This window comes from Micromonospora reichwaldensis, from assembly GCF_031845925.1.
GTDB classification, from domain to species: domain Bacteria; phylum Actinomycetota; class Actinomycetes; order Mycobacteriales; family Micromonosporaceae; genus Micromonospora; species Micromonospora reichwaldensis.
In genome coordinates, this window is sequence record NZ_JAVRFL010000017.1 from 55,843 (window position 1) to 82,806 (window position 26,964).

Below are 26,964 nucleotides of genomic sequence, written 5' to 3' on the forward strand. Positions count from 1 at the left end.
AGCAGGCACCTGTCCGGGACGTGGCCGGACGCGGGCGCAGCGGGACGGTGATCCCCCGCCGGGTGCGCCACCCGGCCGGGTCGGGGCGACGTCCGCGCGGGCCCCGGCCGGCACGACACGCACGCGGCCGGTCGCGGCTGACCGTCGCGGTGGACGGCGTCGCGCCGCGTTCAAAACTGCCGCACGGCCAGCAGGCCGAGGGCGGCCACGAGCACGACGCCCGCCGTGACGGTGATCGTCCGGATCCGTACCCGCAGGTCGGCGTCCCACCTGTCGCCGGTGCCGGCGGCGCGGCGGGCCAGCGGGGTCATCGCGCGTCCGACACCGAATCCGATCCCGGCGAGCATCGCGACGGGCAGCCGCTGGCCGCCGAGGAGCAGAGCGACCGCCAGCACGTACGGAGCGCTCGCCGAAACGTAGGTGCGCACCCCGGTGCCCATCTCGAAGCCGAACTGCAACGCCCCACGCCGCAGGCTGCGCTGGAGCACGTCCTGCGGCACCTGCCGGGCGTTCTGCGGCAGCCGGATCGGCACCAGACCCACCTCGCGGAGCAGCCCCAGCACCGCCACCGCCACGATGCCCGCGTACCGCCACGGGACGGGCAGGGGCGCGGACAGGCCGGAGAGCAACCCCAGCACCAACCCGCTGAGCAGGCCGCCGGCGATCAACCCCACGACGAACAGGGTGAGGACGACGCCCTGCCGATCTCGATCCCGCCACCCGGGCGAGGCCAGCGCGTGCGCGCTGTTGTGCGTTCAAACGGAGCCGGAGAGCGTGTAACCCGCGAGCCCTCCGATCATCGCCCAGGTGAGCACGTGCCCGTACGCGGCGGCGGCGAGCGCACCGACGGCGAGCAGCAGCAGGGGTACGAGAGGGTCGCCGGCCCGGCGTAGTGCCGCCCGGGCGTGCCCGGGCAGTGTCCGGGTCATACGGCGGCGCCGGTCAGCGTCCGCCAGGAGTTGACCCCGACGACCCCGTCGACCGTGAGCCCGTTCTGCCGCTGGAAGTCGCGCGCCGCGCTGTCCGTCGCCGAGCCGAAGGCCCCGTCGACCACCAGCGCGTAGCCGCGCCTGTTCAGCTGGCGCTGCACGGCGCTGACGGCGTGGCCGCTGTTGCCGGAGCGGACCGTGCTCACGAGCTTCGGCCAGGTGGTCGCGTCGACGACACCGGTGGCCCCGAGGCCCGCCGCCGTCTGGAAGCTCTTCACCTTCGCCTCCGTGTCGCCGCCGAAGATCCCGTCGATGTCGGTCGCGTGCCCGCGGGCGGTCAGCAGGTGCTGCACGGTGTAGACGTTCACCCCCGTGTTGCTCCGCTGGGTGGTGGGCCAGCTGGCCGTGCCCAGGCATCCGCACCTGGTGTTCCAGCGGCAGATCGACTTCACCCAGCCCGAGCTGGTCTTCTTGTACCCGTCGTGGCACCGGCGTTCGACCGAGCAGGCACAGGCGCCGCACGCCCCGTTGTACGCCCACAGCCAGCCGTCGTAGGTGCCGCCGTAGCACTGGTTCGGCCGCAGGATCCAGGTGACGCCGTCGTTCTTGTGGAATCCGACGTACGTTCCGCTGGTGTTGCAGGAGTCGGCGAAGATCGTGCTCGGGCCGCACCCCGGTGAGCAGTTGTGGTCGCTGGCGTACGTCGGGCACCCGGCATAGATCGTGTAGCCGTCGGCGTACGCGCGGCGGGCCGCCGGGAACACGCTGAGCGCGGCCATACCCACCGCGGTGCCCGCCCGGAGCAGGGTGCGTCGCGACAGCGCCCATCCCGCGCGCCTGCGGCCGCCCGGCTGCACCGGCACCCGCCGGACGGCGGCCCCGGTCCCCGGGTCGTCCCCGCGCAACCAGGGCACCGTGTCGATACCGGTCATGCCCGATCTCCCTGATTCGTGGCGACCACCGGTGCGGGGCCGCCGGGTGGGCTGTCGACTTCGTCGAGCAGGCGGTGCAGTGCCGCCCGGGAGCCGATCGGCTCGGCGCGGAGCACCCGCCCGGCCGCGTCGACCACGGTGGCGAACGGCGTGGCGAGGGCGTCGTACCGCTCGAACAGGTCCGCCTGCCCGCCGAGCACGGTGATCGGCAGCTCCGCCGCCCGCGCCGGGGGGTCCTCCCGGTAGAGAGCCCGGAACTCCAGGCCGGGACGGGTGTGCTCGCCCGCCTCGGCCAGCACCTCGGTGCACGTCCCGCAGTCGGGCTCCAGGAAGAGCAGCACCAGCGGAACCGTCGGGGCCGCCGGCGCCAGCCGGGCGAATCCGGGGGCCGGTGCGCCGGGCCGCAGACCGACCGACTCGGGACGGCGCTGGACCGCCCCGCTCGACAGCGCGTGCACCTGGCGTACCAGGCCCGAGACCGTGAAGGCCAACAGGAGGATCGCGATCCAGCTCAGGATCAGTGCGCTGGTCTGGAAGCTCATCCGGCAATGCCTCCCTCTGTCGTGCCGATGGACCGGCGGGTCGTGGGCCGCCCGGCTGTCGCCGTCGCCGGCTCGTACATCGCGGCGGGCAGGTGCCACAGCAGCGTGGTGAACGTGGCGGAGGCCAGCAGCACGACGGCGAGGGCGGCGTCGGCCCGTTCCGGCGCGACGATCGCGCCGGACAGCGACAGCGCGAGCACTGCCAGCCCGGCGAGGATCGCCGCCCGTGCCACCACCCAACCGGTCATCGGCAGGTCCACCCGGGAGCATCCGCACGGCCCGGCGCGCCCGGTCGCCCGCACGTACAGGCCGTAGCCGGCGTAGAGGGCGAGTAACGCGCCGCTGCCGACGAGGACGGCGACGAGCAGGCGCTCACCGGCGGGGTGGAGCAGCGCCACGATCCCGGCGCCGGCGAGCAGTCCCTCGCCGGCGATGGCGACGACGGCGACCGCGACCGGAGCCGGAAGCACCCGGTGCGCGGCCAGGGCCCGGGCGAGCGCCGCCGGCCGTGACAGGTGCTCGGCGGTGCTGACGAGCAGGGTGAGCAGGACGGTGTACGTGGCCACGCCGGCCAGCAGCCCGGACATCCCGACCTACCGGACCGTCTGGACGCGGAGCCGGTCGACCAGGGTGGGCACCTGCTCCACGGCCGTGTCGCCGAACGGCACCAGGCTGAGCCAGGCGTCCGCCGCGGCCAGCACGAAGTAGGGCTGCCCGTCGGGCAGGACGTCCCGGAAGAGCTCGCCCGCCCGCGTCTGGAGGCCGCGCCAGGAGGGCAACTGTCCGGCACGCTGCTTGGTGAGCGGTGCGATCTCCAGCAGGCCGAGCCCGGGGATCTCCTTGAGGACGGTGGCGGGTTCGGCGAACTCGGCCCCGGTCTTCGAGGCCGGGCGCAGGGCCAGCCCGTCGTCGTGCTCCTCGACGCGCAGGGTCCGCAACGCCCCGAGCAGATCGGTGGTCGTCGCGCCGTACATCTCGGTGAAGAAGCAGTGTCGTCGTCCCCGCCAGACCGCCACGAGCCGCTCCTCGGCCAGCTGGATCTGCGGGTCGTAGGACCGGATGCGCGCGGTCGCCAGCGTGCCGCCCTGGTAGGTGAGTTCCTCGTCGAACGTCTCGACGCCGAGCGTGCGGGCCACGTCGTCCGCGAGCCCGACCGCGCCGGCCGTGAACTCGTGCAGTCGGCCGCCGATCGTCACGTCGGCCACGGAGGTGAACGGTGCGCTCAGGTCGAGTGAGCCATCGAGCATGAACCGACCCTGGTCGATCGCCCGATGCGTCACCGGCGCCCCACTGGCTGCCATGCGCCCGCCCTTCGTCCGGGTACGGAACTTACCAACGGCACGGTATACGGATCTGTAAATATATGACAAGGTCGATTGTTGTCACCGGGTGGTGACAGTCCCGGCCCAGCGCGCCGACGCCGCGCATGCGCGCCGCCCGGCCCGAGCGCACGGGCCAGGGAGGACGCCGACCGGCCGGTAGGGTCGTCCGCGTGGATCTGGACGACACCGCCGCCCGGCTCGGCGTACCCGTCGAGGACATCGAACGCCTGCACCGGCTCGCCGGCGACCGGCCGTCGGCGCCGCTGCCCGCCAGGGCCGACGCGCCCTCACTCCTTGACCGGCTCGCGGTGCGGCCGGACGACGCCGCCGAGATCATGGCGGGCTGGCCCGGTCCCGACTCTCCGCTGTGGACTCCCGAGCTGCGCTGGCTGCTCGACCGGTCGATCGCCCTGGTCCGCGCCGACCTCGGGGGCCACGCCTGGCTGCCGCCCGGTCCGGCGCTGCCGCGCGAGCGGGGCCCCGCCTGGCGGCATCTCTACGTGTACGCGTACCTGGCCCTGGTCGACGTCGCCAGGGGGTACCACCGCGACCACGGCATCGCCGACGCCGTCTCGTGGGCGACCCTCGCGGACCTGGGCCGCAACCTCGCGATCGACCGGCGGATGCGCCGCGAGGGCTGGCCGGTCATGCAGAGCTGGCTGACGCTGCACGCGCGCGGCGGCCTCTACGAGCTGGGCCGGCTGCAACACCAGCGCGGAGACACCAGCATCGCCCTGCACATCCCCGAGTCGGGGCCGCTGACCCCGGAGGCGGTCACGGCGTCGCTCGACGAGGCCCGGGCGTTCTTCCCGCGCCACTTCCCCGACGAGCGCCACACGGCGTTCTCCTGCGGCTCGTGGCTGCTGGATCCGCAACTGCTGGAGTACCTGCCCGGGGACTCCCACATCGCCCGGTTCCAGCGGAGGTTCGAGCTGGAGCCCCACGAGGATCCGGATCCGGAGGGGCTGGACGCCGACGTCGAGGTGCTGCGGTTCGTGTTCCGCACGCTGAGCACGCCGCTCGACGAGCTGCCGCGCCGCACCGTGCTCCAGCGCGCGGTCGTCGATCACCTGAAGGCCGGCCGCCACTGGCAGTGGCGCCGCGGCCGCCTCCCGTTCTAGCCACACCCGTCAGCCGGGCACGGCGACCCGGGAACAGCAGCGGGGCCGCCGGTGTCCGGCGGCCCCGCTGCGGTGGCGACTGTCAGACGATCTCCACCCCGTAGACGCTCAGCGCCTCGGTGACCGGCTGGAAGTAGGTGGTTCCGCCGGAGGAGCAGTTGCCGCTGCCGCCCGAGGTCAGGCCCAGGGCGGTACTTCCGCTGAAGAGCGCGCCGCCGCTGTCGCCCGGCTCGGCGCAGACCGTGGTGCGGATCAGCCCACTGACGCTGCCCTCGGCGTAGTTCACCGTGGCGTTGGTCGCCTCGACCGCGCCGCCGTGCAGGCCGGTGGTGCTGCCGGAGCGCTGCACCGACTGCCCGACGTAGGCGTCGGCCGCGCCGGTGATGTCGCGGGTGGTGCCGTCGTAGAGGTAGACGCTGCCGTCGGCGGCGGCCGGGTTGGTGTGCTGCACGATGCCGTAGTCGTTACCGGGGAAGCTGCCGGTGCCGCCGGTGCCGAGCAGGTTGCCCTGCCCGGAGTCGGCGTACCAGTTGGCGGTGATGTCGGTGCAGTGCCCGGCGGTGAGGAAGTAGTGGGTGTCGCCGCTGCGGACGTTGAAGCCGAGCGAGCAGCGGCCGCCGCCCTCGGCGTAGATGGCCTCGCCGCCGGCGGCCCGGGTGCTGAGCGTGCCGGCCTCCCGCTGGATGCGGACGGTACCGCCGAGCCGCTCCGCGACGGCCTCGACGCGGTCCAGCTTCGCGCCGGTCACCGTGCTGTCGACGGAGACCACGACCTGGTTGGTCGCCGGGTCGGTCCACCAGGCGGTGCCGGGCACCCGCGCGGCGCTGTCCAGCGCGGCGGTGGCCCGGGCGAGGTCCTTCGCACCTCGGGCGACGAGCTTCGGGGTCGCGCCGGCCGCGCGGACCTTGCGGGCAGCGGCGTCGTCGGTCACGGTGACGACCATGGCGCCGTCGGCCCCGGCGTACGCCCCGCCGGAGCGGTCGCCGAGTGCGGCGGCGAGCGCGGTGGCCTGGTCGGGGGAAGCGGGCGTCGCGGGTGCTGCCTGAGCGGGACTGCTGGTCAACGTGCCGACGACCAGCGCGCCGGCCACCGACAGTGCGGTGACGCGGCGCAGCGAGGACCCGGAGTGTCGCATGTGGTACCTCCATGGAGCTGAGCACGGGCTGCCTGTCAGGTAGCCCCGGGCACCCGATCGGTTGGTGAGGCTCACCCGACCGGAGGCGTTTGATCTATTCATAGATCTCATATTGATTGCAAGAGTGATGGTTGGCCTGACTCGGCCGCTTCTCATACCTTGGGTCCGGAGAGCCCGACGAGTGGCGCCTGCGGCGATTAGTCGCTATTCGCCGCGACTTGGCAGGTCAGCAAGCCCGGCCCGCGACCCGCCTGTCGGCTCCCGCCACCCACCACGACCGGATGGCGGGACACCGCCGCAACATCGAAAAATCCGGTGGCGGCCGACGGCTCGGCCGGAACCGCACACGTCGACGCCCCCGCAACATCGACGGCCAGGCACCGGATCCGGCGTCCTGGGCCGGGCGGACCCGGCCCCCGCGCCGAACCCACCCCTCAGTTCCACCCGATCGCCACATCGAGTCGATCTGCACCTATCCCTAAACATCGATGTAGTGCTATTAATCGTTCACCAACCGGTGGACCTTGGAGGGGTACATGACCAGATCCCGAACGCTGAGCCTGCTCGCAGGCGTCCTCTCCGCGACACTCGCGGTACTGGGGCTGGCCAGCCCGGCGCAGGCCGCCGGCCACCACTACGTGGCGCTCGGCGACTCGTACGCCTCAGGTGTCGGCGCCGGCAGCTACACCACGGAGAGCGGCGCCTGCAAGCGCAGCACCAAGGCGTTCTCCGCCCTCTGGGCGGCGGCCAACGCGCCGGCCTCCTACAAGTCGGTGGCCTGCGGCGGCGCGAAGACGACCGACGTGATCAACTCCCAGGTCGCCGCGCTCAGCGCACAGACCACCCTGGTCAGCATCACCATCGGCGGCAACGACGCCGGGTTCGGCACCATCATGAGCACCTGCGCCCTCCAGGGCTCCAGCGCCTGCATCGCCGCGGTGGACGCGGCCCAGGTCCAGGCCCGGGCGAACCTCCCCGGCCTGCTCGACCGGGCCTACGCCGCGATCCGCAGCAAGGCCCCGAACGCGAAGGTCGTGGTGCTGAGCTACCCGGTCTTCTACCAGCTCGGCACGGTCTGCCTCGGCATCGGCGAGGCGGCCCGCGCGAAGGTCAACGAGGGCATCAACCTGGCCGACAGCCTGATCGCCGCCGCCGCGGCCCGCGCCGGGTTCACCTTCGCCGACGTACGCGGCATCTTCGTCGGCCACCAGATCTGCAGCGGCAACAAGTGGATCCACTCCGTCGACATCCTGAACCTGTCGAACTCGTACCACCCGATGGCGACCGGGCAGTCCCTCGGTTACCTCCCGGTGTTCACCCAGGCGGTCGGCCAGTCCGCCACCGCCAAGAAGGCCGGAGCCAAGGCGTAGCCGCGAGGTCTCCGGTTCGGGCCTGTTCCCGCCGAACAGCCCCCTACCGGAGACCTCGCCCCCGCCCGGCGTCAGGATGCCCCCGCCCAGGCCGTGGACGCACGCCCCACGTGGAACGACGCCGCGCGGGCTGTGGCGTCTCCCCCGGCCCCTGGGAAGCCGCCGTCAGGACTTCGCCAACAGCTCGAACAGGCTCGAGAATCCCTGAGCGCCGAAGCCGTCAGCGATCCGGCGGTCCATCAGGCCCTTGACCTCCCGCATCCGCACGGCCTCCACGCCGATGGATTCCCGATGGCTGATCAGGTCGTCCATCAGCGCTGCCTGGACCTTGAGCGGGCCGAGATCCGGTGGGTACTCGCCGGCCCTGACCGCGTTGCCGATCGACGTCAACAGCGGTGGCAGCGCGGCCACGTTGTTGGCGGCACGCTCCGCGAACTCCGCCACGTCGACCCCTTCCGCCTGCACCAGCCTGAGCGTGTGCAGGAATCCGATGAGGATCTCGTAGCCCACCGCGACCTGCGCCATGAACTCGACGGCGGCCGAGCCGGCATCCTCCCCGTGGTAGACGACCGTGCCCAACTCCCGCAGCATCGGCCCGTGCGCCTCGAAGGCGGTGCGGGAACCGCTGAACGGGAACATGACGTGCGGCGTACCGACGTAGGGCGGATCTCCCATGATCTTGCCGTCGAGGTACTCGGCGCCGCGCGCTCCCGCCCAGCGATCGTTGGCCCGTGCCTGCTGAGGCGAGCCGCTCGTCAGGTTCACCAGGACCTTGCCCGCGACTGCGGCGTCCACGGCATTGAGCACCTTGTCGACCGCTGCGCCGTCGAGCAGACACACCACGACGAGCGGGCTCGCGGCCGCCGCCTCCGCGGCGGTCGCGGCGGCCGTGGCGCCGGCGTCGACCAGCGGCAGGGCCTTGCTCGCGGTCCGGTTCCAGACCGTCGTACGGTGTCCGCGGTCGAGGAACGTCCTGGCGATCGCCGATCCCATGTCACCGAGGCCGAGCACGGTGACCTGGCTGGCCCGGTTGGTCGGATCGGCTGTGGTCGTTGTCAGCATGACTTCCTCTCGTCTCTCACTCAGGTGGTAGTGGTGCGTCAGGAGACGCGAGACCTCCGTCGCCACGCACGGTCTCGTCCTGCACGCCGTGCTGCTCCCGCCGCCGGGCTGCTACCCGAGCTGGCGCTCCGCGCGGACGGCGGCGACGGCGGCTGCCATGCGGGTGAGGCGCGCGCCCTGGAAGCGGGCCGTGTCGAGGACGGCCTGGGCATACCCGGGATCCTGGCCGGCGCGGCTCTCCACGAGACTGACGCCGTACGGGTTTCCACCGGCGGCGTGTGCGGTGTCGTAGTTCAGGTAGCCGGTGGGCAGGATGACCGCTCCCCAGTGGTGGAAGGTCTGGTAGAGGCTGAGCAGGGTGGCCTCCTGCCCACCGTGCTCCTCGTAGGTGGCGGTGAAGCCGGTCGCCGGCTTGTCGGCCAGTTCCTCCGCCTGCCATGGGGCGGTCGTGGTGTCGAGGAACTGGCGCAGCTGGGAGCAGACGTTCCCGAACCGGGTCGGCGTGCCGAAGGCGTACCCGTCGGCCCACCGGAGGTCGTCCAGGGTGGCGAGCGGGACATCGGCGGTGGCGTCGAGGTGGGCCCGCCACTGCGGTCTGGCATCGACGACCCGCTCCGGTGCCAACTCGGCCACCCGACGCAGGCGGACCTCCGCGCCGGCGTCGGCCGCGCCGTCGACGAACGCCTGCGCGAGCCGGTGCACGGTGCCGGTGGCGGAGTAGTAGATGACGGCGATCCTGGCGTCGGTCTGCACGGTTGCCTCCTGGGTCGGCGCGGTTCTCGGTCAACCGTGCCGGGCAGGCTTACCGTCCGCTGACCGTCCCCTGACCGATGCCGCCGAGCGCCGCGTCGTCGAGGTCGAACTGCGCGCCGCGGCTCATCTCGGCAGCGAGTTCCCCGCTGCCGAGCGCCTCCCGGAGGCGGCCGGTCACGCGCTGGACGTCGTGCCGTTCGCCGGGGGGCAGCGGCGCTCCGGCGGCCTCGCGCAGCGTGCGGGCCGCGCCGAGCAGCCGCGCGGCACGGCGCGGGTCACCGCCGAGGCTGGTGGCCCCGGCCAGCCCTTCGAGGGCCAGGGCGACCGCCCGGTGGTCTCCGGCGGCGCACGCCGCGTCGAGCGACTCACGGTGGCGGCGCTCGGCGAGGACGGCGTCGCCGCGGTGCTCCGCGATGAACCCCAACTCGGCCAGCGCGAGCGCGCGGCCCGGCAGGTAGCCGGCGTGCCGGTTCCAGTCGAGCAGGTCATGCTGCTGGGCCTCGGCGGCGTCGAGGTCGCCCCGCCGTCGCGCGATCATCGCCAGGCCCGTGCCGGCGAAGGCGGCGGCGGAGCGGCTCGACTGTTCCCGCGCGACCTGAAGCGCGCGGTCGTGATTGGCGGCGGCCTCGTCGAGGTCGCCGCGCAACAGCGCGAGCCGACCGATGCAGGCCAGCTGCCGCGACACCGACGTCCACAGCCGCAGGTGCTCGGCGGTGCGCAGCGCCTCCCGGTAGTGCGCGGCGGCCAGGTCGTAGTCGCCGTGGATCTCGGCCAGGGTCCCCAACAGGCTCGTCGGATGCACCTGTCCCCAGCGGTCGCCCAGCTGCCCGAACAGCGACCGGCTGGTCTCGCAGTCACGCTGCGCGGCGGGCAGGTCGCTGCGGTGTACGAGCGCGAGGTCCGCCCGGGTGGCGCAGGCGGCCGCGATGCCCCACTGGTCCCCGTCGGCACGGAACGCCGCCAGCGCCGCGTCGACCAGGTCGGCGGCCTCCCCCGGATCTCCGGAGCCGAGCATCATGGAGGCGAACAACCACCGCGCGAACGCCTTCTCCGGCCCGTCGGCGTCCCGGTAGCGCTCCAGGATCCGCTGCCGGGGAGCGGTCGGATCACCGTCGCGGGTGGCGAGGGCGGTCAGCCACATGTCCGCGTGTCGCCGCAGGGCGTCCGGTGCGACGTCGTCCGCGCTGCCCCCGACGATGTCCAACGCCGTCCGCAGGGACCGGCTCATCTCCCCGAACCGGCCCCGCAGCAGCCGGTACCAGCACAACGAGGTGGCGAGCGCCAAGCCCACGCGGGCCTGACCGTCGGTGGCGGCGACGTCGAGTGCCGCCCGCAGGTTCGCGTTCTCGGCGTCGAGTTCGCGCAGCGCGCGGCTCTGCTCGCGCCCACGTAGCCGCCCTGCGGCCTGCTCGGCGAGACGCGCGAAACACGCGGCGTGGCGGCGACGGGTCGCGCGCAGTTCGCCGGCGCTGTCGAGCTGCTCGAGACCGTAGGCGGCCACCGTCTCCGGCAGCCGGTAGCGTCGCGGGCTCTCGCCGTGCCGCACCATGACCAGCGAGCGGTCGATCAGGCGGGCCAGCACGTCGAGGACCTCGTCCGACGCCACCTGCCCGCCCGGGCACACCTGCTCGGCGGCAGCCAGGGTGGCGCCGTCGGCGAAGACCGCCAGCCGGCGCAGCACCGCGCGTTCGGGAGGCGACAGCAACTCCCAGCTCCAGTCGATCATCGCGCGCAGTCCCTGCTGACGCGCGGGCGCGGTGCGCCGGCCGGACGACAGCAGCCGGAAACGGTCGTCGAGCCGCGCCGCCAGCTCGCCCGGGTCGAGCACGGGCAGCCGGGACGCGGCCAGTTCCAGCGCCAGCGGTACGCCGTCGAGGCGCCGGCAGATGGTGGCGATCGTGTCCGTGTTCCGCGCGTCGACGGTGAACCCCGGCTCGGTGGCGCGGGCGCGGGCTGCGAAGAGCCGGACCGCCGGGGCGTCGGCGATCTGCTCGGCGGTGGCTCCGGGCTCCGGCAGGGCCAGCGGCGGCACCGGAAGGACGACCTCGCCGGGGATCCCGAGCGGTTCGCGGCTCGTCGCCAGGATGCGCAGGTCGGCCGCGGCGCCGAGCAGGCTCTCGGTCAGTTCGGCGATCGGCGCCACCACGTGTTCGCAGTTGTCGAGCAGCAGCAGCATCCGCCGGTCCCGCAGCGCGGCGACCAGCCGTTCCATCGGCTCGCGTGGTCGCTCACCGGGCAGGCCGGGCGGGCTGTCGTCCCGGATCTCCAGGGTCGCCGCCACCATCTCGACGAGCTCGGTGCAGGTCGCCTGGCCGCCGCAGTGCGGCTGGCCGGCCAGCTCGACGAGCCACACCCCGGCGGGGAACGTGTCGGCCAGCACCCGGGCGGCCTCGAGCGCCAACCGGCTCTTCCCCACCCCGCCCATCCCGGTCAGGGTCACCAGCCGCTCGCTCGTGAGCCGCTCCCGTACCGCCTCGACGGCCGTCTCACGCCCGATCAGTCCGCCGTACGGACCGGGTGACACAGGGGCCGGCAGGTTGGTTCGGGCCGGAGTCGACGGCGGTGCCGGCGGCCGCAGGGCGGGGTCCTGGCGCAGGATCGCCCGGTGCAGCTCGGCCAACTCCCGGCCGGGATCGATGCCGAGTTCGTCGCGCACCTGCCGACGGAACTGCTCGTACGCGGACAGGGCCTCACGCTGCCGTCCCGAGCCGTACAGGGCGCGCAGGTGCGCGGCCCGTAGTCGCTCACGCCACGGGTGGCGTGCGACCAGGTCGGCCAGCTCACCGGCGAGCAGGTGGTGCTCACCGAGATCGAGCCGGGCCTCGGCCAGGTCCTCCAGCGCGGCCAGGCGCTGTTCGTCGAGCCGCTCGGCCGCCTGGCGCACGAACCGCTCGTCACTGAAGTCGGCGTACGGGGAGCCGCGCCACAGCGACAGGGCTTCCGTCAGCGTCGCCGCCCGCCCCGCCGGCTCCCGCTGCGCGCGCGAACGCGCCACCAGCGCGGCGAAGCGATTGGCGTCGACCGACTCCGGCGACGCCCGCAGCCGGTAGCCGGCATCGCCGGACTCGACCAGCGCACGGCCACCCGCCTCACCCGTCTCCAACGCGCGGCGCAACTGCGACACCTTGGTCTGGAGTGCCCCGAGCGCCTTGCCCGGCGCCTCGTCACCCCAGAGATCCTCGATCAGCCGGTCGGCGGACACCGGGTGTCCCTCGTGCACCAGCAGGTCAGCCAGGAGAGCCCGAACCTTCAGGCCGGGCACGGTGACGGGTCTGCCGTCCGACGTCCAGACCGCGATCCCGCCCAGCACCCCGAACATCACGACCTTCACACTAGCCAGTCAGCGGTTCCGCCCCGCGAACGTCCGTCGGCCGTCGGCCCGACCACCGGGTCGCGGCGCCGACGCGTACGTCAGCCGGCCGTCAGCCGGTGGTGAGCGACCCCGGGCAGGCTGATCCGAGCCGACACCGGAGGAATGAGATGGATCGTCTGCAAGAGCCCCGGGCCGCTCACGGTCACCGGCCGTTCGCACCAGGGCGGGTGGCCACACCCTGGCTCGCCCTGCTGGCCGGCCCGCTGTCGTACGGGATCGCCGCACCGGCCCTGCTCCTCGACGACGTGGCGCGCGCGACGGGTACCGACGAACAGGCCGCGACCGCGGGCGTGACGGCCTTCGGCTGGGGGATCGCGTTGGGGACGCCGCTGTTGGCGGCGCTGCTGGCCCGGCGCGGCGTACGGGCGGTCCTGACCGTCTCGGCCGCGCTGCTGGGCGCGGGGACGCTCGTGCTCGTGCTGGTGCCGAGCGTGCCGGCGTTGGTGGCCGGTGCGGCGGTGCAGGCACTGGGGTCTGCCGGCCTCACCGTGACGGCGATGAAGCTGGCCGACTCGGCCCGGCAGATGGGGGTGGTCGCCGCGTCGCTGGCGGTCGTCGGGGCCACCGGCCCGCTGACCGGCGCGCTCGTCGCCGACATCTCCTCGTGGCAGGCGGCGCTGGCGTTGCCGCTGCTGGCGGTGCTCGCCGTGCCCGCGGCTCGCCGCGGCACCACCTCGCCGGACGCGGCGCCGGCGTCGTTCGATCCCCTCGGCATGGTTCTGCTGTCCATGCTGGTCACCGCAGCCGTCCTCATCCCGCACCGACCGCTGGTGGCCGGCCCGGCCACTGTCGCGCTGCTGCTCGCGCTGGTGGCCTGGATCAAGATCCGTCCGGACGGCTTCCTGCCCGCCGCGGTGGCAGGCAACGGCCGGTTCCTCGCGGCGTGCGCGTCGGCCTTCGCGCTGGGGGTGGTGAACTTCGCCCTGCTCTACGCCGCGCCGGACCTGCTGCGGGAGCACGCGGGATGGGACAGCACCCGCAGCGGGATCGTGCTGCTGGCGCCGTACCTGCTCGGCGGCTTCTGCTCCGGGTTCCTCGTCGCGGCGTCCGTGCGGGTGCCCCGCCGCGTCGCGGCCACCGCGTTGCTCGTCACCGGCGCCGCCGCGCCGCTGCTGGCGGCGGTCACCACCGCCGTACCGCTGCTGCTCGCGGCGATGACGCTCGGCTCGCTGGCCGCCGCGACCGGCCAGGGCGTACTCGCCCTGGGGGCGACCGGCGTCGTGCCCGCCTCTCACAAGGCCGAGGCCCTGGGCCTGTTCAACCTCGCCTACCTGCTCAGCGTCGCGTTCGGACCGGCGATCGCCGTGACGTTCTCGCATCCGACCGGCTGAGATCAGGCGACGTCCGGCGCGGTGCGCCCAGGCGTCGAGCCCGACGCCTGGGCCGGCCGGCACGAATGTCGCCAGGAGCGCCGAACCGCGTCCTGTCCGGCAGTGCCGGGCCGCCACACCGAGGTGACGGCACTCGAGTCGCTGATGGCGCCGGCCGGGGCCGGCACCATCAGCGGAGCGCAGCTCGACAACGGTGGAAGGTGGGAGGCCCTACTACCAGTTGCAGTTGGCGGCCGGGATCCAGCCGTCCTGCCCCGGCGCCTCGGCCCCGTGGCCGTAGTACCAGGTCTGAATGTCGCTGCCGCCGTACATCGAGTGAACGCGGAAGCCCCGCCCCGGGCTCAGGGTGCGCAGGACGTTGCCCCAGGGCTGGTCGCGCAGCCAGGTGGCCTGGTTGGTCACGCAGATGTCGCCGGGGCTGTCGCTGGCGGCGGCCGGCGCGGCTGCCACCGCCGATCCGGCCGCGACGACGGCCATGACCGCCAGCACGCGTACAACGTTGCGCTTCATACGTTTCCTCTCGATCAGGTGCCTTGCGAGCCAGCCGATTATGCCCAAGACCCCCGACATGGCAAGTCGGTCAGCCTGAGCAGCATCAGGACTTGTGACGGCGAGGAAATGATCGACAGGCGTAAGGCTCCAGGTTGGACGGCAGGCACGCTCCTCGACCGGGCCAGCGCGGATCCTGCGCGTGTCGTACGCCGTCACGGGCCTCCGGTCCCCACCACCGTCCGTGCCGGCGCGCTCCCGGCCACGGTCACTCCCCCAGGATCTCCTGTCGGTACCGGTTTACCGTTGCCGCGACCCGCTCGGGGTCGCGCGGGTCGGCCCGGATGACCACCCGTGCCACGCCCAACTCGCGCAGGGCGTCAGCCTCGGCCCGGGTGGCCGGCGCCCGCGAGGTCACCGCCACCTCGGTCGGATCCCGGCCGAGCGCCGCACACTCGGCTCGGAGCAGGGTCAACAGCTCGGCCAGGCCGGCGGCGTCGACGCCGAGCGGATAGAAGTCGGTGCCGTAGCGGGCGGCCCTGCGGACGGCCGCCCGGCTGTGTCCGCCGATCATGATCGGCACTCCCGAGGGCCGGGTGGGGCGTGGCGCGCTGTGCACCGCGTCGAAGTGCACGGTCGCGCCGTGGTGGGTGGCTGGCGCGTCGGACCAGAGCGTACGCAGCGCGTCGAGGTACTCGTCGGCCCGCCGGCCCCGGTCGGAGAAGGGCACCCCGACGGCGTCGTACTCCTCGCGCAGCCAGCCGACTCCGACTCCGGCGATCAGCCGGCCGCCGCTGAGCACGTCGAGGGTGGCCAGGCGTTTGGCCAGCGCGACGGGATGGTGCAGCGGAAGGATCAGCATCGCGGTGCCGAGCACCAGCCGACTGGTGTGCGCCGCCGCGAAGGTCAGCCAGTGCAGGGGGTCGGGGATGTCGTCGCCGGGCAGCAGGCTCATCCGGCCGCTCGCGTCGTAGGGATAGCTGGAGTGGTAGGCGTCGGGCATCAGCAGGTGCTCGACCGCCCACACCGACTCGCAGCCCAGGCTCTCCAACTGTCGGACGAAGGCGGCGGTGACCCCGGGCTCGGCGGCGCCCGGCCCGCCGAGCATCGGCAGTACGCCGAGTTTCCACCCCATGCGACCCACTCAGCTCGCCGGGCGCAGTTCCCGAGGGCGCTGCACACCCATCGCGGCGCGGTACGCGTCGTCCAGGGCACGCCCGCCGCCCTCCTCGCAGGTCAACACCTCGCCCCGGACGAGGACGTAGCCCCGCGAGACCATCCGACGCAGCACGCCCAGCGCCGGCTCGGCGAGCAGCACCGCCACCCCCTCGGCGGCCAGCGCGGTCACCGTCCGACCGAGTTCCTGCACGACCAGCGGGGCCAGCCCGGTGGTCATCTCGTCCAGCAACAGCACCCGGGGTGAGCCCATCAGCGCCCGCGCCACCACCAGCATCTGCTGCTCACCGCCCGACAGCACGCCGACCAGGCTGCGCCGGCGGGTCCGTAGGATCGGAAACCGGTCCAGCGCGCCCTGCACCGCGCTGCGGGGCAGGTGCAGCAGCTCCGCCATCACCTGGAGATTGTCGACGACGTCGAGATGCGGAAACAGCTGCCGCCCCTGCGGGACGATCGCGATCCCGGCCCGCGCCCGGGCCGCCGGCCGTAGCCGGCTGACATCGTCACCGTCCAGGAACACCCGCCCGGTCGCCGGCACCGAGCCGTAGGCGGCGAGCAGCAGGCTGCTCTTACCCGCGCCGTTCGGCCCGACCAGCGCGGTGACCGAGCCGCCCGGCACCGTCACCGCGGCGTCGGTGAGGGCGCTGGCGTGCCCGTACCGGACACTGAGCCCCTCCACCCTCAACTCATGAGCGGACATCCTCCACCCTCCCCTGGCGTGGCACGCTGTCGTCGGTCGGCGCGGTGGCGTCGGCTCCGGCGGAGGCGTCGCCAGCCACCGCAGCGGTCGCCGCGTCGTCCTCGTCCTCGTCGGCGTCGGTCGAGCCGAAGTAGACCTGCTGCATCTGCGGGCTCGCCAGACACTCCGCGGGCTCGCCGTCGAAGGCGACCCTGCCCCGGTCGAGCAGCAGCACCCGGTCGACCAGTCGGGCGACCAGATCCACGTTGTGGTCGACCAGGATCACCGCGTGACCCCGCCGCTGGACCGTCCGGATCACGTCGGCGATACCGGCCACTCCCTGCGCGTCGGAGCCGGCGAAGGGCTCGTCGAGCAGCAGCACCACCGGGTTCTGGCCCAGTGCCCGACCGACCTCGACGAGGCGTTGCTCGCCGAGGGTCAGGTCGCCCGCCTCGCGGTCGAGACCCTCGATGCCCAGCTCGTGCGCCAACTGGCGGACGCCTTCGCGGTCGGCCGCCCGCTGCGGCCGCACCACGCCGGTGAACGCACCCGCGATCATCCGCCACGGCGTGTTGTGCCGTTGCGCGTGCCGGCCGAGCAGCAGGTTGTCCCGGACGCTGAGGTGCAGCGCGAGCTGCGGGTACTGGAAGGTGCGGCCGAGCCCGGCGCGGGCCCGGCGGGAGGCCGGCCCGGTGAGCCGCTGCCCACGCAGCAGCAGCTCACCGGCGGTGGCCGCCTGCGCACCGGAGATCAGGTCCACCAGCGTCGTCTTGCCGGCGCCGTTCGGGCCGACCAGCCCGAGGATCTCCCCCGCCCGCAGCTCGAACGAGACGTCCGCCAACGCGGTCACCCCGCCGTACCGCTTGGTCAGGCCGCGACCGACCAGAAGCTTCGTCTCATCCACCGGTACGCCTCCTCCGTGGCAGCGCCATCGCGCGCCGTCTCAACTTGTCGGCGTATCCGATCACGCCCTTCGGCGCGACCAGCATGATCACCAGGACCCCCAACGCGAGCAGCAGCGTGCCACTGGCCTGGATCGCCGGGAAGTTCAGGGTCAGCTCGACGGCGAGCACCGCACCCGCGACCGCGCCCCAGGGCGTGCCCGAGCCACCGATCAACGGCATGAAGATGGCCAGGAAGACGATGTTGAGCGTGAAGGTGTCCGGCGTGATGCTGCCGGCCGAGTAGGCGAAGAGGCCACCACCGACCGCGGCGATGGCCGCGCCGAGCGCCAACGCCACCAGGTTCATCATCGGTACGCGGACGCCGGCCGCCTCCACCGCGCGGGGGGCGTCCCGCATGGTCCGTACGATCACGCCCCACGGCGACAGCCGCAACCGGTCCAGCAGGAAGGCGACCACACACACCACGATCACCGAGCCGACCACCACCTGGTAGTGGCTCGGCATCCAGCCGAACAGGCGCAGCGGGCGCAGGTTGCCCAGGCCGCCGGAGCCGCCGGTGAGCCGCTCGCCGTCGATGAGGAACGCGGTGAAGGCCATCCCGAAGAGCAGGGTCACCGCCGCCAGGAAGAACCCGGACAGCCGCCGGGTGGCCAGGCCCAGCAGGACCGCGATGATCGCCGCGACGATCGGGCCGGCGATCCAGGCGAGCAGCAGCGGCAGTTCGGTACGGGTCGAGATCAGCCCGACCGCGTATCCGCCGATGCCCGCGTAGGCGCTGTAGGCCATCGACAGCGAGCCCGCCATCAGGTACGGCACGTACATCCCGAGGGCGATCAGCGCGTAGGTGACGCTGGCGGTGACCAGCGTCTGCCGGTAACCGTCGGAGCCGACCCAGGTCAGGATCAGCACGGCGGCGGCAATCCCGAGGCCCAGCCCACCGATGCCGGGGACCTGCCGGATGTCCCACCTCGGGCGCGCGGCTGCGGAGTGGGGGGCGCTCACGTCGGTCATGCCCGCACCGTCCTGACGAAGAGGCCCTGCGGACGGAAGGCGAAGAACAGCAGCGCGATCAGGAGCATCCCGTAGACGTGCGACTGACCACCGAAGTAGTAGGGCAGGAACACCTCGACCAGGCCGAGCAGCATGCCTCCGAAGAGCGGCGCCCAGACCGAGCCGGTGCCGCCGATCACCACCGCGAGGAAACCGGACAGTGACCAGTGCAGGCCGGAGAGCGAGTGCACCCCGGCCTTCGGCGCGAAGAGCAGACCCGCCACCGCGGCGAGGAAGCCGGCGGCCAGGAAGGCGACCAGTCTGATCCGGTTGACCGGCAGGCCGAGCAGCGCGGCCGCCTGTTTGCTGTCACCCACCGCACGCAGCAGCCGGCCGGTCCGGGTGGCTCTGATCCAGACGGCGGTCACCCCGAAGGTGAGCACGGTCACCCCGATCAGCAGTAGCGAGCCGGGTTGGACGACGATGTCGCCGATCGGCAGGGGATCGAAGGTGGCCAGGTTCTGGCCCGGCAGCGTCGGATGACCGAAGAGGTACCCGGCGATCTGCTGGATGGTGAAGAGCACAGCGGCCACGGCCACCAGGGCGGGCAGCTCGCCGCCGCCGCTGCGCCGCTGCACCGGACGGACCACGCCCAGCTCGGTGCCGGCGGCCAGCAGCAGGGTGACCGCCACCGCGATCCCGGCCGCGGGCCAGACGCCGAGGTCGTACTCGATGACCAACCAGCTCGTGCAGAGCCCGCCCATCATCGCGTAGGGGCCGATGGCGAAGTTGAAGAAACCTGCGCCGACCTGGACCAGGTAGTAGGCCAGGGCCAGCATGCCGAAGAAGCAGCCCATCTCCATCGCGGAGAGCCAGAGCTGGAGGTCTGTCATGTGGAAACTCCTCGGGAACTGCCGCGGGGGCCGGTCGGCAGACCGGCCCCCGCGCCGATCAACCGGAACAGGGCGGTTGGAAGGTGGACCAGGGCCCCTTCGGCTTGTTGTCGTCGCCGAACTCGATCAGGGACAGCCCGCAGAGCCCGTCGGCGCCGAGGTGCTTGGTCGCCGAGAACGACAGGGTGAAGTTGCCCTGCCCGAAGGCGGCCTGGTAGCCGGTGATCCCCTGGATCGCCGCGTTGAGCTTGGCCGGGTCGTCCGGGCCGCCGGCCTTCTCGATGGCCAGCTTGAGCAGTTGCACCGAGTCCCACGCCTGCGCGTCGTACGCGGTCACCTCGTAGTCGTCGCCGTTCTTCTCCTTCAGCAGCTTGGTCAGAGCCTGGGTGCGGGGATTCTCCGAGTTGATCGAACCCATGAAGATCAGGCCCTTCAACGCACCGGCGTTGGCCAGCTTCCAGGAGGACGGCTGGTTGCCGATCGAGGCCAGCGAGAAGCGCGGCTTGCCGGAGAACTGCCTGGCCAGGGTGTTCTGGGCGAGCACCTCGAAGGCGCCGCCGACGCTGGTCACCAGGACGGCGTCCGGATTGGCGTTCTTGAGTCGGGCCACCTGCGCGGAGAGGTCGGAGGCGTTGGCCGCCCCCTTCTCGGTGGCCACCACCGTGACACAGGAGAGCCCGCCGAGCAGCGACTTGTTGAGCGCGGCGATGGTGGTGGTGTCGTCGGTCAGCACCCCCAGCCTGCTGATGTTCGCCGCCTTGAAGGCGCCGCAGTAGACCTCGGCCCAGTCCGCCGTGGTGTTGGCGAGCATGTAGATGAGCTCGTTGTTGGGTGGTTCGACCAACGTGGCGGTGACGCCGGTCGGCGCGATCGCCGGCAACTTGAGCTGGGTCAGCGTCGACTTGGCCTGCATGATCGCCGCGCTGCCGCTCTGCAGGAGCAGCGCCTTGGCACCCTGGCCGGAGAGCTTCTGCAACACCGCGGGCACCTTGGTCGGGTCACTCTCGTCGTTCTCGACGACGAGGCGTAATGGCCGGCCGAGCACCCCGCCCTTGTCGTTGATGTCCTGCACCGCCAGCCTGATCGTCTTGCCGGCGATGGTGCTGTAGGACGCGCCCGGGCCGGTGCTGTCCTCGTCCATCCCGATGATGATGGGCGCCCCTGACGCGGAGCCGTCGGTGGGCTTGTCACTGTCGCCGCCGCCCGCACCACAGGCGGTGAGGGCCAGCAGGGCCGCCAGACCCGCCGCCAGACCGGTGGAACCAATTCTCGATACGACCACTGCTATCCCTGCCTTGCCGGTTGTCAGTGATAGGTAGTTGTGGACTGCACGCGCGGAGCCGGATGACCGCCCCGGCGCGCCGCCCGGTTACCGCTGTCGCGCCCGCGATGGCGCCGATGTTCCCGGCGAGACGTCACTCTCCGCGAGAAACCTAGCAAGCGCTTGGTTGCTCCCCATGATGGTGCCGGCATGACCATGTGTCAAGCACCACAATGCGACGCGCAAGTTACGAAGAAATCAAGAAGGGCGCTCGCCGACGTCGGGGTTCCTCCGCAGGTCGGGGCCCGATCGGGCGGTATGGGCGCCAACTTCCCCTTCCGCCCGGCGGCCGGGGCGGGCGGCTGCGGCGTCCAGGCGGCCGTCGTCCCGGCGGCGCCGATCGGTCGCCCGTGCGCCGAGGGGCGTCGCGCACGCCAGCCACGACCCGGCCCGGGCACCCGCCAGGGCGGGCACCCGGGCCAGTGGGATCTCGCGCCGGCGGAGTTCGCCGGTCAGCGGGGGGCCGGGGTCAGTCGGCGGAGTTCGCCGGTCAGCGGGGGGGGCCGGGGTCAGTTGGCGGAGTTCGCCGGTCAGCGGGGGGCCGGGGTCAGTCGGTAGACGGAGAAGACGAAGTCGGGGCAGACCATCTGGCAGGCGGTGCAGCCGGTGCAGCCCGGGGTCAGCTCGGGAAACCGGTAGCCCTTCTCGTTGACCTCGGCGGACATCACCAGCACCTGGGGCGGGCAGGCCAGAACGCAGAGGTCACAGCCCTTGCACTTCTCGGTGTCGATGACCAGGGTGCCCCGGCTGGCCCCGGCGGGGCTCTTCCGCGCCGTCACGGGCGTGCTCCTTCCCTCGTCGCCTGCACGATGCCGAGCAACCGGTCGGCCTCTCCGGTCGCGGGCGGTGGGGTCTCTGCCACGAACACCCCGCGCCGGCGCAACGCCCGCACCGCGTTCTCGGCGGTCATGAGCACGTGGTCGAGACTCGCCGCGGCAGCGGCCTCGGGATCCCCGCCGACCAGCGCGGCATGTTCGCGACACAGCGCCGCCCGCTCGTCGTCCATCGCGTCCTCGATCGAGAACCTCGCCGCGACCGGCACCAGCCCGCTGAAGGTACGCAGCAGCGCGCGCAGGTGCGGGCCGGCGGCGGCGAGATTGACCACCTTGCGAAACTCACGAGCCAGCCGTTCGAACTCGTCCACCTGGCCGCAGTCGACCAGCGCCTCGATCAGTTTGTCGAGCGTCTCGCGCAGCCCGGCGTCCCCCGAGGCGGCGGCCCGACTGCTGGTCAGGGCGCTGAGCATGCCGTACAGCTCGAACGCCTCACGTACCGTGCCGGCATCGAATTCGGCCACGAACGCGCCCCGGTAGTGCGGCATGCTGACCAGGCCGTCCCGTTCCAGCTGCATCAGCCCTTCCCGGACCGGCACCCGGCTGACACCCAGCGTCGAGGCGATGCCGTCGAGGTCGATCCGGTCCCCGCTGCGCAGCGTGCCGTCGAACAGCAGCCCCAGGATGTAGCCGGCGACGGCCTCGCCCGCCTTCGCCCGCACCAGCGGCGTCATGTGACCAACTCCCCCAGTGGATAGGTCTGTTCCAGTGACCCGCCAAGGTAGCCGGGCCCCTCGGCGGTGGGGACGAACCACCCCGTGGGGCACATGGTGAGGATCTCCACCAGGCTGAACCCGGCACCGGCGAGCTGTGCCTCGAAGGCCTTGCGCAGCATCCGCCTGGTCTGCGCCACCCCGCCGGCGGTGGAGACCGTGCCCCGGGCGACGTACGCCGTCCCCTGAAGGCTGGCGACCAGGTCGGCGACCGGGATCGGGTACCCGTGGGTCTCCGCCTCCCGACCGGCGAGGCTCGTCTTGGTCCGCTGACCGAGCACGGTGGTCGCGGTGAGCTGGCCACCGGTGTCGCCGAAGACGCCGTTGTTGAGCAGGACGCAGGTGATCCGTTCCCCCCGGGCGGCGGCGTGCAGCACCTCCTGCAACCCCTCATTGGCCATGTCACCGTCGCCCTGCATCGTGAAGACGGCGCATTCCGGGCGGACCCGCTTGATGCCGGTGGCGCAGGAGGGCGCCCGCCCGTGCAGGCACTGGAGCACGTCGACGTCCATGATCCGTACGAAGCTGCCGTAGCAGCCGTGTCCGACCACGCCGATCGTCCGCTGCACGATGTCGAGTTCCTGCAACACCTCCAGCAGCAGCCGCAGGGCGACCGGCTCGCCGCACCCGGGACAGAGCGAGTGCTCGCCGAGCAGCAGCGGTGGTTTCGGGTCGGCCACCTTGCGGGCGGGCACGGAGGGCGGGCCGGTCGTGTCGATGATGATCGGTTCCCGGGTCATGCGGGGACACCTCCGGTGAGTGCGGCGAGGATCCGGTCGCGGATGACCGGGGCGTCCATCAGGTCGCCGTAGGCGAGGCCGGACTCGGCGATGCTGACCCCGCCGATGAACCGGACGACCGACCGGTCGGCGGCGTGGATGCGTACGTCGTCGAGCATCTGGCCGGCGTTGAGCTCGAACACCAGCACCCGGCGGGCGCCGGTGGTGGCGGCGGCCAGCGCCTCCCCCGGGAACGGCCAGAGCGACACCGGGCGGAACCAGCCGATCCGGTGCCCCTCGGCCCGCAGTTCCTCGACCACGTACTCGACGAAGAGTGCCGCCGTGCCGAAGGCCACCACGACCGTCTCGGCGTCGTCGACGTACGCCTGCTCGAACCGGGCCTCGACGCCGGCGATCGCGTCGAACTTGTCGGCGACGGCCCGCCAGTGCCGGTCCGGTCCGGGCCCGGGGTCGGTGGCCTTGCCCATGGCCCAGGTCCAGACCTGGCGGGAGCGGCCGGTGCCGCCGCCGGTGCCGTCGAGCACCCAGTCCCGCGCGGGCAACGGTCCGTAGTCGCGAGGTGCCACGGTGACGGAGATCCGGGTCTGGGCGATCAACGGGTCGCCGTAGAGGATCACCGGCGCGCGGTGCAGCTCGGCGAGATGGAACAGCAACTGGGTGTGCTCGACCGCCTCGGTCACGTCCTTCGGCGCGAGGGTGATGGTCCGGTAGTCGCCCCAGCCGCCACCCCGGGTGCACTGGAAGTAGTCCTGCTGGTTGCGGGCCATGTTGAAGACGACGAACGGCGTCTCGTTGAGCGCCGCCTCGGCGATGGTCTCCTGCATGAGGGCGATCCCCTGCCCGCAGGAGCCGGTGGCCGACCGGGTGCCGGCCGCCGCGGCGCCGAGCACCATGTTCGCGCCCTCGATCTCGCTCTCGGCGTTGACGCAGACCCCACCGACCGAGGGCAGTTCGCGCGACATGCTCTCCAGCAGCCCGGTGAACGGTGACATGGGGTAGCCGGCGAAGAAACGGCAGCCGGCTGTGATCGCGGCGGCGGCGATGGCGGCACTGCCCTCCAGCAGCTCCCGGGTCACGACGGCACCCCCACCGTGGCGGCGACCGGCACGGCGGCACCGGCCGCGAGCGCCCGGGCGTTGGCCGGGGCGTGCTGGCGGCGGTACGGCGGCAGCAGCTCGGTCATCGCCTCGACCAGGGCGGCCGGGTCGACCACTCCGGTCACCGCGTTGTACGCCCCGAGAAGGACGAAACCGATGGCCTGCGGCGCGTCGACCGACTTCGCCACGGCGGTGGCGTCCACCGGATGCACCGTCATGGCCGGCAGGCTCCCCGGGTCGACCAGCGGGACGTTGACGACAGCCGGGCCACCGGGGCGCAGCCGGGCCAGGGCCGGCCCGCTGAACCGGTGGTGCACGACGATCGCCGACCAGGCGGCGGCGAGCACCGGCAGGCTCCGCAGCGGCTCGTCACCGATCACCACACCGGCCCGGGACGGGCCGCCGCGCATCTCGCCGCCGTAGTCGGCGGTGAGCATGGCGTAGCGCCCCGCTCGGGTCGCGGCGAGGGCGAGGGTCTTGGCGAGCAACTGGATGCCCTGACCACCGACCCCGGTGACCACGAGTTCCCGCTCCATGCGTCCTCCTGAGTTCGGCACTTGACCTGCTTCGGATATTGAATACAAAATCTAATCGCGAGACAAGGGCAGGGTACGAGCCGTCGAGAGGAACCCGATGCGCGCCGCTGTTCTGCACGGTTTCGGAGACCTCCGGGTCGAGGAGGTGCCCGATCCGCAGGCCGGCCCGGGCGAGGTGCTGATAGACGTCTGCTGCGTACAGCCGAGCGTGACCGAGTGCATGCTGATCGCCGGCGAACCGGTCGCCCTGCACCGCCGGCTGGCCGACGCGCTGGCCACCGGGCCGGTCCGCTTCGGCGGCCACGAGTTCTGCGGCGTGGTGCGGGCGGTCGGCCCCGGGGTGCGCCGGTGCCGGCCGGGTGACCGGGTCACCGCCGTCGAGACCCTGGTCTGCGGAGACTGCGCCGCCTGCCGGAACGACCGCACCGACGCCTGCGTCCGGCCCGAGTTCATCGGGTTCACCCGGCCGGGTGCCCTGGCCGAACGACTGGTCGTACCCGAGACGGCCGTGGTGCCCGTCCCACCCGGGGTGAGTGCGGCCGCCGCGGCGGCGATCCAACCGCTGGCCGGGGCGCTGCACGCGCACGCACTGGCGGCCGTCGCGCCGGGCGAGACGGTGCTGGTCCTCGGCGCCGGGGTGATGGGCCTGTTGGCGATCCAGGTCGCCCGCCGGGGCAACGCCGGCCTGGTCGCGGTCAGCGGCCGGAGCCCCGCCAAACTCGCCCTGGCCCGGCGGTTCGGGGCCGATCTGGTCATCGACGCCACGGCGGCCGGCGCCGACGCGGCGGACCAGGTGCTGGCGGCGGTCCACGACGCGACCGGGGGGATCGGCGCGGACGTGGTGATCGAGACGGCCGGCGGGTCGCCGAGGCTCGGGCTGTCCGGTCCGGACACCCTGGAGTTGGCCGCCCGCTGCGCCCGTCGGGGCGGTCGGGTCGTCGGCGTCTCGGTACTGCCGGACGACGTGCCGGCGTCCCTCGGCCTGCTGCGCGAACGGTCGGTCTCCCTGCTCCACCCCCGCTCCGGAGCCGGCGGCTACTCGCCCTCCGGTAGCGTCTTCGCACACGCCCTGCGCCTGGTCGCCCGGGGCGACGTCGAAGTGGAGCCGCTGATCACCCACCGGTCGACCGGGATCGAGGCGATACCCGAGGCCGTGCGGGTCACCCGGGACAAGGCCGCGCACGGGGCGATCAATCCGGTCCAGGTCCGCCTCGATGTCGACTGGGGGCAGCCGTGAGCCTGCTGATCGGGGAGATCGTCCGGCTGACCGCCCGGATGACACCGACCGCCGTGGCGGCCACCCTGTGCGGGCGGCGGATCACCTTCGGCGAGCTGGACCGGCAGGCGAACCGGACCGCGCACGCGCTCGCCGGCCTGGGGGTGCGGGCCGGCGACCGGGTGGCCTGGTCGACCGCACCGACCCTGCGTACCCTCGACGGTTTTCTGGGCTGTGCCCGCCTCGGCGCCGTCTTCGTGCCGGTCAACCCGGCCCTGTCCGCCACCGAGGCCGAGGCAGTGCTCGCCTACCTGGAGCCCCGGCTGCTGGTCACCGACCGCCCCGACGGGCCGGCGGGCGTGCCGCTCGCCCGCGTCGGCGGGGGGCCGGGCGCGGGCGCCGACCTGGACGCGCTCGCCGCCGGGGCCGCGGCCGACGCGCCGGCCGGCGCCGACCTGCTGGCTGACACCGATCCGCACATCATCTACCTGACCAGTGGCAGCACCGGCCAGCCCAAGGGCGCGCTGGTCAGCCACCGGGCGAGCTGGCTGCGCGCCGCGCCGGGCGGCGGCACCTTCACCGCCGCGATCCGGGGCCCGGGCGGGGTCCTGTGCAGCTTTCCGCTCTACCACTACGGCGGCTGGCACTACGTGCTGGAGGCATGGCAGAACCGCACGGCCGTGCATCTGGTGCCCCGCGCCGACGCGCCCCGGCTCATCGACGTGGTGCGCACCGAACGACCGGCGGCCCTGTACTGCATCCCGGCGGTCTGGGAGCGGCTGCTCGACCCCGAGCACCGCCGGGCCGACCTCTCCTCGCTGCGGCACGCCGACACCGGCACCTCGGCCGTGCCGGTCGAGCTGGTCGAGCGGATCAAGCGCCGGCTGCCCGACACCACCACGACCATCCTGTACGGCTCCACCGAGGCCGGTCGGATGGCCGCGCTGCCCGACGCGGACCTGGCCCGCAAGCCCGGCAGCGTCGGCCGCCCGGCCTTCCCCGGCGCGCTCTGGGTCGCGGCGCCGGGGGCCGGGCAGGTCGGCGAGGTGCGGGTGACCGGGCCGGCGCTGATGTCGGGCTACCACCGGCTGCCGGCGGAGACGGCGGCGGCCCTGCCGGACGGCGTCTACCGCTCGGGCGACCTCGGCCACCTCGACGAGGAGGGGTACCTGCACCTGACCGGCCGGGTCCGGGAGGTGATCCGCACCGGGGGCGAGTCCGTCTCCCCGGTGGAGGTCGAGGGGGCCCTGCGCGACCTGGCCGGCGTCGCCGACGTGGCCGTGGTCGGCCTGCCCGACCCGCGCTGGGGCGAGGTGGTCTGCGCGGTCCTGGTGCTGGCGCCCGGCGCGACCCGGCCGGACGTCGAGGCGGTCCGTCGGCACGTCTCCGGTCGGCTGGCCGGCTTCAAACAGCCCCGCCGGGTGGTCGTGCTGCCCGCCATCCCGCGCACCGCCGCCACCGGTCAGGTGCAGCGCTCCCGGATCCGCGAGTCGTTGCAGTCCTGAG

At 73.0% G+C, this 26,964-nt stretch carries 27 protein-coding genes; 5 read left to right on the forward strand and 22 right to left on the reverse strand.

Features of this window, described 5'->3' with window-relative positions; genetic code table 11:
* Nucleotides 1-170: 170 nt before the first annotated feature.
* From RM555_RS16175 to RM555_RS16200, 6 genes are all read right to left on the reverse strand, one after another.
* Nucleotides 171-674: a hypothetical protein gene (locus RM555_RS16175; protein WP_311412516.1), complete on the reverse strand. Its 504-nt coding sequence runs from the start codon at nt 672-674 to the stop codon at nt 171-173.
* Nucleotides 675-755: 81 nt separating this feature from the next.
* Nucleotides 756-929, reverse strand: coding sequence for a hypothetical protein (locus RM555_RS16180; protein WP_311412517.1), 174 nt, complete (start codon nt 927-929; stop codon nt 756-758).
* Nucleotides 926-1,861: a peptidoglycan-binding domain-containing protein gene (locus RM555_RS16185; RefSeq protein WP_311412518.1), complete on the reverse strand. Its 936-nt coding sequence runs from the start codon at nt 1,859-1,861 to the stop codon at nt 926-928. Before RM555_RS16185 ends, RM555_RS16180 begins: the two co-directional genes overlap by 4 nt.
* Nucleotides 1,858-2,403 carry a hypothetical protein gene (locus RM555_RS16190; RefSeq protein ID WP_311412519.1) on the reverse strand — a complete coding sequence of 182 codons (546 nt, stop codon included), beginning with the start codon at nt 2,401-2,403 and terminating at the stop codon, nt 1,858-1,860. The genes RM555_RS16185 and RM555_RS16190 overlap by 4 nt, the downstream gene beginning before the upstream one ends.
* Nucleotides 2,400-2,990, reverse strand: a complete 591-nt coding sequence (locus tag RM555_RS16195; protein ID WP_311412520.1) for a MauE/DoxX family redox-associated membrane protein — start codon at nt 2,988-2,990, stop codon at nt 2,400-2,402. The genes RM555_RS16190 and RM555_RS16195 overlap by 4 nt, the downstream gene beginning before the upstream one ends.
* A gap of 6 nt (nt 2,991-2,996) precedes the next feature.
* Nucleotides 2,997-3,650: a hypothetical protein gene (locus RM555_RS16200; protein ID WP_311412521.1), complete on the reverse strand. Its 654-nt coding sequence runs from the start codon at nt 3,648-3,650 to the stop codon at nt 2,997-2,999.
* 245 nt (nt 3,651-3,895) lie between these two features.
* On the opposite strand from RM555_RS16200, the gene RM555_RS16205 reads away from it, so the two are divergent.
* On the forward strand, nt 3,896-4,846 hold the full coding sequence (locus RM555_RS16205) for an acyltransferase domain-containing protein (protein WP_311412522.1): 951 nt from the start codon (nt 3,896-3,898) through the stop codon (nt 4,844-4,846).
* An 82-nt stretch (nt 4,847-4,928) separates the two neighbouring features.
* On the opposite strand, the gene RM555_RS16210 is transcribed toward RM555_RS16205, so the two are convergent.
* On the reverse strand, nt 4,929-5,981 hold the full coding sequence (locus RM555_RS16210) for a S1 family peptidase (protein WP_311412523.1): 1,053 nt from the start codon (nt 5,979-5,981) through the stop codon (nt 4,929-4,931).
* Between the two features lie 536 nt (nt 5,982-6,517).
* On the opposite strand from RM555_RS16210, the gene RM555_RS16215 reads away from it, so the two are divergent.
* Nucleotides 6,518-7,351, forward strand: a complete 834-nt coding sequence (locus RM555_RS16215) for an SGNH/GDSL hydrolase family protein (RefSeq protein WP_311412524.1) — start codon at nt 6,518-6,520, stop codon at nt 7,349-7,351.
* Nucleotides 7,352-7,516: 165 nt separating this feature from the next.
* Here RM555_RS16215 and RM555_RS16220 read toward each other — a convergent pair whose 3' ends face one another.
* The 3 genes from RM555_RS16220 to RM555_RS16230 are packed head-to-tail and all read right to left on the reverse strand — an operon-like array spanning nt 7,517 to nt 12,497.
* On the reverse strand, nt 7,517-8,479 hold the full coding sequence (locus RM555_RS16220; protein WP_311412525.1) for an NAD(P)-dependent oxidoreductase: 963 nt from the start codon (nt 8,477-8,479) through the stop codon (nt 7,517-7,519).
* A gap of 45 nt (nt 8,480-8,524) precedes the next feature.
* Nucleotides 8,525-9,166: an NAD(P)H:quinone oxidoreductase gene (gene wrbA / locus RM555_RS16225; protein WP_311412526.1), complete on the reverse strand. Its 642-nt coding sequence runs from the start codon at nt 9,164-9,166 to the stop codon at nt 8,525-8,527.
* A gap of 49 nt (nt 9,167-9,215) precedes the next feature.
* The gene (locus RM555_RS16230; RefSeq protein ID WP_311412527.1) at nt 9,216-12,497 is read right to left on the reverse strand and encodes a BTAD domain-containing putative transcriptional regulator; all 3,282 of its coding nucleotides are present in this window, start codon (nt 12,495-12,497) and stop codon (nt 9,216-9,218) included.
* A 209-nt stretch (nt 12,498-12,706) separates the two neighbouring features.
* On the opposite strand from RM555_RS16230, the gene RM555_RS16235 reads away from it, so the two are divergent.
* On the forward strand, nt 12,707-13,870 hold the full coding sequence (locus RM555_RS16235) for an MFS transporter (RefSeq protein ID WP_311412528.1): 1,164 nt from the start codon (nt 12,707-12,709) through the stop codon (nt 13,868-13,870).
* Nucleotides 13,871-14,083: 213 nt separating this feature from the next.
* Here the strand turns inward: RM555_RS16235 and RM555_RS16240 are convergent, their stop codons facing one another.
* The 12 genes from RM555_RS16240 to RM555_RS16295 all read right to left on the reverse strand — a co-directional run bounded on the left by RM555_RS16240 (nt 14,084) and on the right by RM555_RS16295 (nt 24,242).
* Nucleotides 14,084-14,380, reverse strand: a complete 297-nt coding sequence (locus RM555_RS16240) for a hypothetical protein (protein WP_311412529.1) — start codon at nt 14,378-14,380, stop codon at nt 14,084-14,086.
* Between the two features lie 247 nt (nt 14,381-14,627).
* Nucleotides 14,628-15,494, reverse strand: coding sequence for an LLM class F420-dependent oxidoreductase (locus RM555_RS16245; RefSeq protein ID WP_311412530.1), 867 nt, complete (start codon nt 15,492-15,494; stop codon nt 14,628-14,630).
* Nucleotides 15,495-15,503: 9 nt separating this feature from the next.
* Nucleotides 15,504-16,235, reverse strand: a complete 732-nt coding sequence (locus RM555_RS16250) for an ABC transporter ATP-binding protein (RefSeq protein WP_311412531.1) — start codon at nt 16,233-16,235, stop codon at nt 15,504-15,506.
* Nucleotides 16,222-17,118, reverse strand: a complete 897-nt coding sequence (locus RM555_RS16255; protein WP_311412532.1) for an ABC transporter ATP-binding protein — start codon at nt 17,116-17,118, stop codon at nt 16,222-16,224. The genes RM555_RS16250 and RM555_RS16255 overlap by 14 nt, the downstream gene beginning before the upstream one ends.
* Nucleotides 17,111-18,130 carry a branched-chain amino acid ABC transporter permease gene (locus RM555_RS16260; RefSeq protein ID WP_311412533.1) on the reverse strand — a complete coding sequence of 340 codons (1,020 nt, stop codon included), beginning with the start codon at nt 18,128-18,130 and terminating at the stop codon, nt 17,111-17,113. The genes RM555_RS16255 and RM555_RS16260 overlap by 8 nt, the downstream gene beginning before the upstream one ends.
* Nucleotides 18,127-19,002, reverse strand: coding sequence for a branched-chain amino acid ABC transporter permease (locus RM555_RS16265; RefSeq protein WP_311412534.1), 876 nt, complete (start codon nt 19,000-19,002; stop codon nt 18,127-18,129). Before RM555_RS16265 ends, RM555_RS16260 begins: the two co-directional genes overlap by 4 nt.
* Nucleotides 19,003-19,060: 58 nt before the next feature.
* The gene (locus RM555_RS16270) at nt 19,061-20,284 is read right to left on the reverse strand and encodes an ABC transporter substrate-binding protein (protein WP_396888785.1); all 1,224 of its coding nucleotides are present in this window, start codon (nt 20,282-20,284) and stop codon (nt 19,061-19,063) included.
* A gap of 569 nt (nt 20,285-20,853) precedes the next feature.
* Nucleotides 20,854-21,102, reverse strand: coding sequence for a 4Fe-4S dicluster domain-containing protein (locus RM555_RS16275; protein ID WP_311412536.1), 249 nt, complete (start codon nt 21,100-21,102; stop codon nt 20,854-20,856).
* The gene (locus tag RM555_RS16280; protein WP_311412537.1) at nt 21,099-21,830 is read right to left on the reverse strand and encodes a GntR family transcriptional regulator; all 732 of its coding nucleotides are present in this window, start codon (nt 21,828-21,830) and stop codon (nt 21,099-21,101) included. The genes RM555_RS16275 and RM555_RS16280 overlap by 4 nt, the downstream gene beginning before the upstream one ends.
* Nucleotides 21,827-22,609, reverse strand: coding sequence for a thiamine pyrophosphate-dependent enzyme (locus RM555_RS16285; protein ID WP_311412538.1), 783 nt, complete (start codon nt 22,607-22,609; stop codon nt 21,827-21,829). Before RM555_RS16285 ends, RM555_RS16280 begins: the two co-directional genes overlap by 4 nt.
* On the reverse strand, nt 22,606-23,685 hold the full coding sequence (locus RM555_RS16290) for a hypothetical protein (protein ID WP_311412539.1): 1,080 nt from the start codon (nt 23,683-23,685) through the stop codon (nt 22,606-22,608). The genes RM555_RS16285 and RM555_RS16290 overlap by 4 nt, the downstream gene beginning before the upstream one ends.
* A complete protein-coding gene (locus RM555_RS16295) occupies nt 23,682-24,242 on the reverse strand; it encodes a 2-oxoacid:acceptor oxidoreductase family protein (protein ID WP_311412540.1) in 561 nt (186 codons plus the stop codon). Before RM555_RS16295 ends, RM555_RS16290 begins: the two co-directional genes overlap by 4 nt.
* Nucleotides 24,243-24,339: 97 nt before the next feature.
* Between RM555_RS16295 and RM555_RS16300 the strand changes: the two genes are divergently transcribed.
* A complete protein-coding gene (locus tag RM555_RS16300) occupies nt 24,340-25,479 on the forward strand; it encodes a zinc-dependent alcohol dehydrogenase (RefSeq protein ID WP_311412541.1) in 1,140 nt (379 codons plus the stop codon).
* Nucleotides 25,476-26,963, forward strand: a complete 1,488-nt coding sequence (locus RM555_RS16305; protein WP_311412542.1) for a class I adenylate-forming enzyme family protein — start codon at nt 25,476-25,478, stop codon at nt 26,961-26,963. The genes RM555_RS16300 and RM555_RS16305 overlap by 4 nt, the downstream gene beginning before the upstream one ends.
* The last annotated feature ends 1 nt before the right edge of the window (nt 26,964 follow it).